This window comes from uncultured Roseovarius sp., assembly GCF_913057115.1.
In the GTDB taxonomy this organism is placed as follows: domain Bacteria; phylum Pseudomonadota; class Alphaproteobacteria; order Rhodobacterales; family Rhodobacteraceae; genus Roseovarius.
The window spans coordinates 92,018-100,203 of record NZ_CAJXNN010000007.1 but is presented as its reverse complement, the minus strand read 5'-3'; the positions used below and the strand labels follow the sequence as shown (position 1 = coordinate 100,203).

The 8,186-nt window shown below is 61.8% G+C and carries 13 protein-coding genes; 5 read left to right on the top strand and 8 right to left on the bottom strand.

What is annotated here, in order from left to right; genetic code table 11:
• Positions 1 to 118: 118 nt before the first annotated feature.
• Complete coding sequence (locus QZ498_RS05140; protein WP_294620662.1) at positions 119 to 1,291, bottom strand: MalY/PatB family protein; 1,173 nt, start codon at positions 1,289 to 1,291, stop codon at positions 119 to 121.
• Positions 1,292 to 1,384: 93 nt separating this feature from the next.
• Here QZ498_RS05140 and def (QZ498_RS05135) point away from each other — a divergent pair, with 93 nt between their 5' ends.
• Genes def (QZ498_RS05135) through QZ498_RS05115 form a run of 5 tightly spaced genes read left to right on the top strand, consistent with a single transcriptional unit; the run spans position 1,385 to position 3,823 of the window.
• Positions 1,385 to 1,909 (top strand): peptide deformylase, encoded by a 525-nt coding sequence (def, locus tag QZ498_RS05135; RefSeq protein WP_294620661.1) that lies wholly within the window; start codon positions 1,385 to 1,387, stop codon positions 1,907 to 1,909.
• Between the two features lie 2 nt (positions 1,910 to 1,911).
• Positions 1,912 to 2,406 (top strand): peptide deformylase, encoded by a 495-nt coding sequence (def, locus tag QZ498_RS05130; RefSeq protein WP_294620660.1) that lies wholly within the window; start codon positions 1,912 to 1,914, stop codon positions 2,404 to 2,406.
• Positions 2,407 to 2,409: 3 nt separating this feature from the next.
• Complete coding sequence (fmt, locus tag QZ498_RS05125; protein ID WP_294620659.1) at positions 2,410 to 3,318, top strand: methionyl-tRNA formyltransferase; 909 nt, start codon at positions 2,410 to 2,412, stop codon at positions 3,316 to 3,318.
• Between the two features lie 16 nt (positions 3,319 to 3,334).
• Positions 3,335 to 3,577 (top strand): hypothetical protein, encoded by a 243-nt coding sequence (locus tag QZ498_RS05120; RefSeq protein WP_294620658.1) that lies wholly within the window; start codon positions 3,335 to 3,337, stop codon positions 3,575 to 3,577.
• Positions 3,578 to 3,580: 3 nt separating this feature from the next.
• Complete coding sequence (locus QZ498_RS05115) at positions 3,581 to 3,823, top strand: GlsB/YeaQ/YmgE family stress response membrane protein (RefSeq protein WP_294620657.1); 243 nt, start codon at positions 3,581 to 3,583, stop codon at positions 3,821 to 3,823.
• 4 nt (positions 3,824 to 3,827) lie between these two features.
• Here the strand turns inward: QZ498_RS05115 and QZ498_RS05110 are convergent, their stop codons facing one another.
• Genes QZ498_RS05110 through ispH form a run of 7 tightly spaced genes read right to left on the bottom strand, consistent with a single transcriptional unit; the run spans position 3,828 to position 8,139 of the window.
• Complete coding sequence (locus QZ498_RS05110; protein ID WP_294620656.1) at positions 3,828 to 4,451, bottom strand: trimeric intracellular cation channel family protein; 624 nt, start codon at positions 4,449 to 4,451, stop codon at positions 3,828 to 3,830.
• On the bottom strand, positions 4,448 to 4,915 hold the full coding sequence (gene rnhA / locus QZ498_RS05105; RefSeq protein WP_294620655.1) for a ribonuclease HI: 468 nt from the start codon (positions 4,913 to 4,915) through the stop codon (positions 4,448 to 4,450). Before rnhA ends, QZ498_RS05110 begins: the two co-directional genes overlap by 4 nt.
• The gene (locus QZ498_RS05100) at positions 4,908 to 5,528 is read right to left on the bottom strand and encodes a glutathione S-transferase family protein (protein WP_294620654.1); all 621 of its coding nucleotides are present in this window, start codon (positions 5,526 to 5,528) and stop codon (positions 4,908 to 4,910) included. The genes rnhA and QZ498_RS05100 overlap by 8 nt, the downstream gene beginning before the upstream one ends.
• 4 nt (positions 5,529 to 5,532) lie before the next feature.
• Entirely contained in the window at positions 5,533 to 6,129 is a 597-nt protein-coding gene (locus tag QZ498_RS05095; RefSeq protein ID WP_294620653.1) for a class I SAM-dependent methyltransferase, read from the bottom strand.
• Positions 6,126 to 6,578, bottom strand: coding sequence for a DUF3429 domain-containing protein (locus QZ498_RS05090; protein ID WP_294620652.1), 453 nt, complete (start codon positions 6,576 to 6,578; stop codon positions 6,126 to 6,128). Before QZ498_RS05090 ends, QZ498_RS05095 begins: the two co-directional genes overlap by 4 nt.
• Positions 6,575 to 7,192 carry a LysE family translocator gene (locus QZ498_RS05085; RefSeq protein WP_294620664.1) on the bottom strand — a complete coding sequence of 206 codons (618 nt, stop codon included), beginning with the start codon at positions 7,190 to 7,192 and terminating at the stop codon, positions 6,575 to 6,577. Before QZ498_RS05085 ends, QZ498_RS05090 begins: the two co-directional genes overlap by 4 nt.
• The gene (gene ispH / locus QZ498_RS05080; protein ID WP_294620651.1) at positions 7,186 to 8,139 is read right to left on the bottom strand and encodes a 4-hydroxy-3-methylbut-2-enyl diphosphate reductase; all 954 of its coding nucleotides are present in this window, start codon (positions 8,137 to 8,139) and stop codon (positions 7,186 to 7,188) included. Before ispH ends, QZ498_RS05085 begins: the two co-directional genes overlap by 7 nt.
• Positions 8,140 to 8,186: the final 47 nt, after the last annotated feature.

Genomic DNA, 8,186 nt, shown 5'->3' with positions numbered 1-8,186 from the left:
ACCTCAAGGATGTGATCGGCCGTCCGCCCCGCGAAATGCCAGCGGACCGCGAAAGCAACTACGAACGGCAAGACTAAGGCAAAAACCGGGGCCACGCGCCCCGGTTTTTCGTTGCGCCTTATTGCAGGTCTGCAAAGGCCTTCTGCAAACGTTCAACAGCTTCCTCAACCCGCGCGCGAGGTGTGGCGATATTGAACCGCAGGAAGTTTTCACCACCCGCCCCAAAGGTCGGCCCATGGTTCACGGCAATCCGTGCGCCCTCCTGCACGCGCCGGGTAAACTCGATCATCTCCATCCCCGTTCCGGAAAAATCAACCCACGCCAGATAGGTCGCCTCAAGCGACATAGAGGCCAGACCGGGGATGCCATTCACCCCCTGATCAAACACCTTCCGGTTGCCATCCAGATAGGTGACAAGCGCATCAACCCATTCCGCCCCCTCGGGGCTATAGGCGGCTTCAGCCATCACCAAACCAAAGGAATTGGGCGACAACCCAAGCGCGGCCATCCGCGCGCCGAACTTGGCGCGCAATGCCTCGTCAGGGATGATCACATTCCCCGAATGGCTGCCTGCGATGTTGAAGGTCTTGGTGGTCGCGGTCATCATCACCAACCGGTCCATGATACTGTCATCCACCAAACTCATCGGCAGATGTGTCTGCCCCGGCATGACCAGATCATGGTGAATCTCATCCGAGACCAGCACCAGATCATGCCGCTTGGCGAAATCCGCCACGCCTTGCAGTTCTTCGCGGCTCCAAACCCGCCCGCCGGGGTTATGCGGCGAACACAGGATGACCATCTTTTCGCTGCCATCCATCATCGCGTCGTAGGCGGCGAAATCCATCTCGTACCGGCCCGCGTTATTGACCAAGGGGCATTCCACCACCCGTCGCCCCGAGGCGTTAATGACCTTGGCAAAGGCGTGGTACACAGGCGTGAACAACACCACGCCATCACCGGGCTGCGTGTAGCTGTCCACGCACATCGCCGTGCCGTTGACCAACCCATGCGTCGTGAAAACCCACTCGGGGTGAATGCCCCAGCCATGCCGCTCCTGCATCCACCAGCCGATCGCCTCAAGATAACTGCGGTCATCGCCGTAGTAGCCATAGATCCCATGATCCACCATGCCCTGCACCGCGTCCGACACGCATTTGGGCGGCTGAAAATCCATGTCCGCCACCCACATCGAAATCCCGTCCTTGGCGGGAACGCCGTAAATCTTTTCCATCATGTCCCATTTCATCGAATGGGTGTTGTGGCGGTCGATGATGCGGTCGAAATCCATGTCTGCCTCCCTCAAGCTCCCGGCAAGCTATCGGAATAGATCGCAGGCGCAAGCCCGTTGCGGATCACGAATCAATCGCCTAAATGACACCCCATGAAACGCCCGATCCTCATTCACCCCGATCCGCGCCTGAAAAAACTCTGCGCGCCTGTGCCCGATATCTCGGATGAGCTGCGCAAACTGGCCGACGACATGCTCGAAACCATGTATGACGCGCCCGGCATCGGCCTTGCCGCGCCACAGATCGGCGTGATGGACCGGGTGATCGTGCTCGACTGCGTCAAGGATGAGGGCGAAGCGCCCCGCCCGCTGGTCATGTTCAACCCCGAAATCGTGGCCTCATCGGACGAAACCAACGTCTACGAAGAAGGCTGCCTCTCGATCCCCGAACAATACGCCGAAGTGAAGCGCCCCAAGGTCGTCGACGTCCGCTGGATCGACCGCGACGGCAACGAGCAATCCGAGACCTTCGATGACCTCTGGGCCACCTGCGTCCAGCACGAGATCGACCATCTCAACGGCAAACTGTTCATCGACTACCTCGGCCCGATGAAACGGCAGATGATCACCCGCAAAATGCAAAAGCTGAAACGCGAACAGGCCAAGGCGAGGGCCTGATCATGGCCGTTCGCCCCTGCCTGCCATGGCCCGACAAACGCCTGCGTTCCGTGGCGGAACCGGTTGAGGCCATCACCGACGACATCCGCGCCATCTGGACCGATATGATCGACACGATGGAGGCCATGCCCGGCGTCGGCCTCGCCGCCCCGCAAATCGGCGTGCCTTTGCGCCTCGCCGTGGTCGATGCCAGTTCCGAGCGCGGCCAAGCCATCCGCATGGCCAACCCCGAAATCCTGCATTCCAGCATCGAATTGCGCCCGCATGAGGAGGCCAGCCCCAACCTTCCCGGTGTCTCGGCCACCATCAAGCGCCCGCGTGCGGTGACGGTGCGCTTCCTCAATGACCAAGGCGAGATGGAAGAGCGGGATCTGGTCGGCCTCTGGGCCACCTCCGTGCAGCACCAGATCGACCACCTGAACGGCAAACTCTACTTTCACCACCTCTCCAAGGTGAAGCGCGACATGCTGCTGCGCAAAGCGAAAAAGGCGGGCTGACCGATGCGCGTGATCTTCATGGGCACCCCCGATTTCTCGGTTCCCGTCCTCGACGCTTTGATCGACGCGGGCCATGACGTGTTGGCCGTCTACTGCCAGCCGCCCCGCCCCGCCGGACGCGGTAAGAAAGACCGCCCCACCCCGGTGCACGCCCGCGCCCTTGACCTGGGCCTTGAGGTCCGCCACCCGGTCAGCCTCAAAGGCACCGAGGAACAAGCCGCCTTCGCTGCCCTCAATGCCGATGTCGCCGTCGTCGTGGCCTATGGCCTGATCCTGCCGCAAGCGGTACTGGATGCGCCCACCCACGGCTGCCTCAACATCCACGCCTCGCTTCTGCCCCGTTGGCGCGGGGCCGCGCCCATTCACCGCGCGATCATGGCGCGCGATGCGGAAACCGGCATCTGCATCATGCAAATGGAAGCAGGCCTTGATACCGGCCCCGTGCTTCTTCGCCGCGCCACTCCCATCGGAGCCACGGAAACCACCGGCGAATTGCATGACCGCCTGTCCACCATGGGGGCCGAGGCAATCACCGATGCGCTTGCCGACCTCGACAGCCTCACGCCCGACCCCCAACCCAAGGACGGCGTCACCTACGCCGAGAAAATCGACAAATCCGAGGCCCGCGTGGACTGGACCCACCCTGCGGCCGAGGTCGATGCCCATATCCGCGGCCTCTCCCCCTTCCCCGGCGCCTGGACCGAGGCCGACGGCCAGCGGATCAGACTGCTCGCCTCCACCCTTGCGGAGGGCCAAGGCAGCCCCGGCGACATCCTTGACGATACTCTGACCGTAGCCTGCGGTGACGGGGCTATTCGCCTTTTGCGCTTGCAACGGGCGGGCAAGGGCGCACAGGATGCAGAAACATTCCTGCGCGGCATGGCCCTGCCCGCAGGCAGCAAACTGACCTGAACAGGAGGCACGACGCTTGTTTCTAAGGCTCTTCGGCACCGTGGTGATTGCCGGCATCGTCGGCTACATCAGCGAAAAATCGGGCTTCACCCGCAATGGATACCTGCAATCCATCATCATCTGCGTCGGCGGGGCGTTCCTGTTTTACTTCATCCGCATCATGTTCGGCTTCAACTTCGGCACGCCCGGTGTGGATGCCATCATTTCCTCCATCGGGGCGCTTGTCATCGTGCCTTTCCATTGGCGTCGGGGCCGCTAGACGATGAACCTGCTTTACCTCATCGTGATCGGGGCCGTGGCGGGCTACCTTGCCACCCGCATCATGCACATCAAGGCAGATCCGCTGAAAACCATCGCCATCGGCATCGCCGGGGCCTTGATCGGCGGATTCATCCTTCAAGTGGTTCTGACAATCGCCGGAGTGCTGGGCGGGATCATCGGCGCAGTGCTTGGTGCGATCCTGCTGATCTGGATTTACCAAACCGTGACCGCGAAGAAGAAATAGGGCGTCAGCCCTTCGGCGGACGCGCTCGATAGACCGGCAAGCGCCAGCCAAAAGCCAGCGACCCGGCCCGCAATCCCCAAGTCAGTACCGCGCAACCGCCCAAGATCAAGGTCATCTCACTGTTCGCTGCCGCCAATCCCGCCGCCAAAAGCGACCCGGCAAAGGCGGCTGAAACATAAAGCTCGCCTTGCTTCAAAACCAGCGGCACCTCGTTACAGACCACATCGCGCATCAAGCCACCGGCGCAGCCGGTCAAAATGCCCATGATCACCACGACAGGCCACGGCTGCAACATGGTCAGCGCCGCCGCCACCCCCGCCGCCACCGCCACGGCCAAGGCAAAACTATCCAACCACAAAAGCCACCGATACCGGCTTTCGGCCAAATGCGCGGTGACGAAAATCACCGCCGCCGCCGCACAGGCAATACCGATATAACCGGGGTTGCCAATCCAGAAGACGGGGTTCCGATCCAGCAAGACATCCCGCAACGTGCCCCCGCCCACCGCCGTGAGACAGGCCAGAAAAGCAAAGCCCACCACATCCAACTGCTTGCGCGAGGCCGCCAAGGCCCCGGTCAGCGCGAAAATCAGCACCGAGGCATAATCAAGAAGCGACAGCGCGCTCATTCGGCCCGCGCGCTTGGCTTGAAAGGGGCCATCCCTGCGCGCGCCAATTCATCCGCGCGCTCGTTTTCCGGGTGGCCCGCATGACCCTTGACCCACTCCCATGTCACATCATGGCGGGCTTGGGCGGCATCCAACCTCTGCCATAGCTCCGCGTTTTTCACAGGCTTCTTGGCCGAGGTTTTCCAGCCATTGCGCTTCCAGCCATGAATCCAGCCCGTGACACCGTTTTTCACATAGGCGCTATCGGTCACCACGGTCACTTTTGAGGCCCGGCTCAGGGTTTCCAGCGCGTTGATCGCCGCCAAAAGCTCCATCCGGTTGTTGGTGGTCTCCGCCTCACCGCCCTGCAACTCGCGCTCCTTGACAAGGCTGTCGCCTTCCTTGGCCTGCAACAGTACACCCCAGCCCCCCGGCCCCGGATTCCCCGAACAGGCCCCATCGGTATAAGCAAAAAGCTCAGGCATGATCGAACAGTCCCACATATCCCGGCAATGCCGCCATCCGCGCGCACCACGCATTGAGGGCCGGGAAACGGTCCATCTCGAAACCACCCCGCGTCCCGGCGGTGTGGGTGTAGGCATAAAGCGCGATATCGGCAAGGCTCGGGGCCTGCCCCGCGAACCAATCCCGCCCCTGCAAATGATCCTCCATCAATTGCAGAAGGGCATGGCCGTTTTCCAAAAGCTCCGCCATCACCTGCGGCACCGCCTGATCCTTGAGATGCGGGTATGAATTGAGCGAGGCGCGCACCGCCACCACCGGCTCATGCCGGTTCTGCTCAAAGAACATCCAGCCCAGCATTTGCGCTTGGGTCAGTGGATCACCGGGCACCCATTCGCTGCCCGCCGCCAGATACCACAGGATAGCGTTCGACTCCGACAAAACCGTGCCATCCTCCAAATGCAGTGCCGGCAGTTTGCCCAAGGGCAAATGCCCCTCCGCCTTGGCCTGCTCCAACTCCGCCGATTGGGTTTCACACGGCACATGGCGATAGTCCTGCCCCAATAGCGCCAGCAAAAGCCGCACCTTGTAACTATTGCCCGATGAGGGCATCGAATAGAGGGTCAAATCTGTCATATGCCTAAATCGCTTCCGCAAAAATCGTTATCCAATCCTCAGGCACGCCGGTCATCCCGGCCTCGCGCCCGCGCCTTGCATCCATTACGGAAAACCCGGCATCCGTCAGCAACCCGCGCAATTCGGCTTCGGTGAAAAAGCTATAAAGCCGCCCCAATTCATCGCGCTTTTCGCCTTCGCCCACCTTCATCCCGATATGAAACAGCCCCCCAGAGCGCAACGCCCGGTGGATGCGCGCCATATGCCCCGGCAAATCCCCGCGCGGCGCATGCAAAAGCGAGAAATTGGCCCAGACGCCATCAAACTCCGCCACGCCCTCGATCTCATCGAACCGCGCAACCCGTGCTTCCACTCCCGGGCGCGCGGCGGCCATTTCCACCATCTCCGGCACCGCATCCGTGGCCAGCACCGAAAACCCCTCCGCTGCCATGCGCCCGGCCATCACCCCGGGGCCACAGCCAAGGTCCAACACCCGCGCGCCCTCGGGCAAAGCGGCGATGAAGGCCTCCAGCGCCGGCTCTTTATCCAAATGCGCCGTGCGCTCGGCATAATCATCCGCCGCCCGTCCATAATAGGCCAGCGTTTCATCGTCTTGGCTCACAGGAAAACCCCGATGGCAAGGCAGGTCACCACGATCACCGTCAACAGCACCCGCAACTGCATCCACCACGCAGGCGCCGCACCATGGTGCCAAAACATCCAGTCCAGCCCCAGAATACCGATGAACCCAACCATCAGGGAAATCCCCGAACTGGTCGGCCCCCCGCCGGTCATGAAAAACGCCCAAAGCGCCGGGATCACCGACAGGGCATAGCCCGTGGCCGCCTGCGCACCTTCAAGCTGCGCGGCAAAGCCCCACAACACACCCGACATGAACGATAAAATGATCGCGCCGTAAAACAGCATCACATAAGGCCCGACAAACCGCGCCCCGATATTGGCGAGCGTCCAGTCGGCCAGCCCCGGCAAAAGCACGGTCAAAGCCCCCCAGACAAACGGGGTCAACCCCGCCAGCCCCAGGATCAAAGGCGCGCGCGGCACCGCCGTCATGTGGCCTTCTCCATGGCAAGCCGCGCCGCCAGCCCGGCGAACACGGCGGCGAAGCCGCGGTTGATCCAGCGCACCACGCGCGGCGAGGACAGCACTTTGTCCCGCGCAGCAGCGGCAAAGACGCCGTATCCCACGAAAACCACAAAGGTCAGCACCATGAACACCGCGCCCATTGCCAGCATCTCGGCGGTCGCGGTCCCTGGGTTGCCCGACAAAAACGGCGGCAACAGCGCCAGAAAGAAAATCGACAGCTTGGGATTGAGGATATTGATCAAAGCCCCGCGCCGGACAATCGCCCAATCCGCCCCGGCCTGCGTCTCGGCGCGCACAGCAACACCGCCTTCATCGCGCAACATCTGCCACGCCAGATACAACAGATAGGCCACACCGGCGAATTTGACGATCTGAAACAACAAGGCCGAGGTATGCATGATCGCCGCCAGCCCCAGCACGGCGGCCAAAAGCGCCGGCACGATCCCAAAGGTACAGCCAACGGCGGCCATGATCGCCGCACGCCGCCCCTGACCCAATCCAACGGCCAAAGTGTAAATCACCCCAGTGCCGGGGGCCACGACCACCACAAGGGCGGTCAACAAAAATTGCAAGCTCATGATGCCTCTCTCATTACACGGGGCACCTTGAACTCCACGTTCTCCTGCGCCGTTTCAACCACTTCCGTGGTCACATTATACCTTTCGCGGAAGGCGTCGATCACCTCGTTCACCAACACCTCGGGGGCCGAGGCCCCGGCGGTGATCCCGATACTCGAAATCCCCTCCAAAGCCCGCCAATCAATATCGCCCGCGCGCTGCACCAATTGCGAATAATTGCAGCCCGCCTTGGCCCCCACCTCGACCAGCCGCTTGGAGTTCGACGAGTTTGGCGCGCCCACCACCAGCATCGCATCGGCCTTAGGGGCCATGGCCTTCACCGCCTCCTGCCGGTTGGTGGTGGCATAACAAATGTCTTCCTTATGCGGCCCCTTGATCGCCGGGAACCGCTCTTGCAAGGCGGCCACGATATCCGCCGTATCATCCACCGACAGGGTGGTTTGCGTCACAAAGGCCAGCTTGTCAGGGTCGCGCACATTCAAGCCCGCTACATCCGCCACGGTCTCCACCAACAAAACCTCGCCCTCGGGCAACTGCCCCATGGTCCCAATGGTTTCAGGGTGGCCCGCATGGCCGATCATCACGATCTGAAGGCCATTCTCATGGTGCCGCTCGGCCTCAATATGCACTTTTGACACCAAGGGGCAGGTCGCATCGACGAAAAGCATCTCGCGCCGCGCCGCCTCGGCAGGCACCGCCTTGGGCACGCCATGGGCGGAAAAAATTACCGGCCGGTCATCGGGGCAGTCTTCCAACTCCTCGACAAACACCGCGCCCTTGTCGCGCAGATCATCCACCACGTATTTGTTGTGCACGATCTCATGGCGCACATAAACCGGCGCGCCCCACTTCTGCAGGGCCATCTCAACGATCTTGATCGCCCGGTCCACACCGGCGCAAAACCCGCGCGGCGCGGCCAGGTAAAGTGTCAAAGACGGTTTGGTGGTCATAAGTGCGGCCTCCTGTTGTCCCACAGGTAAATCCCCTATCGCCCGGC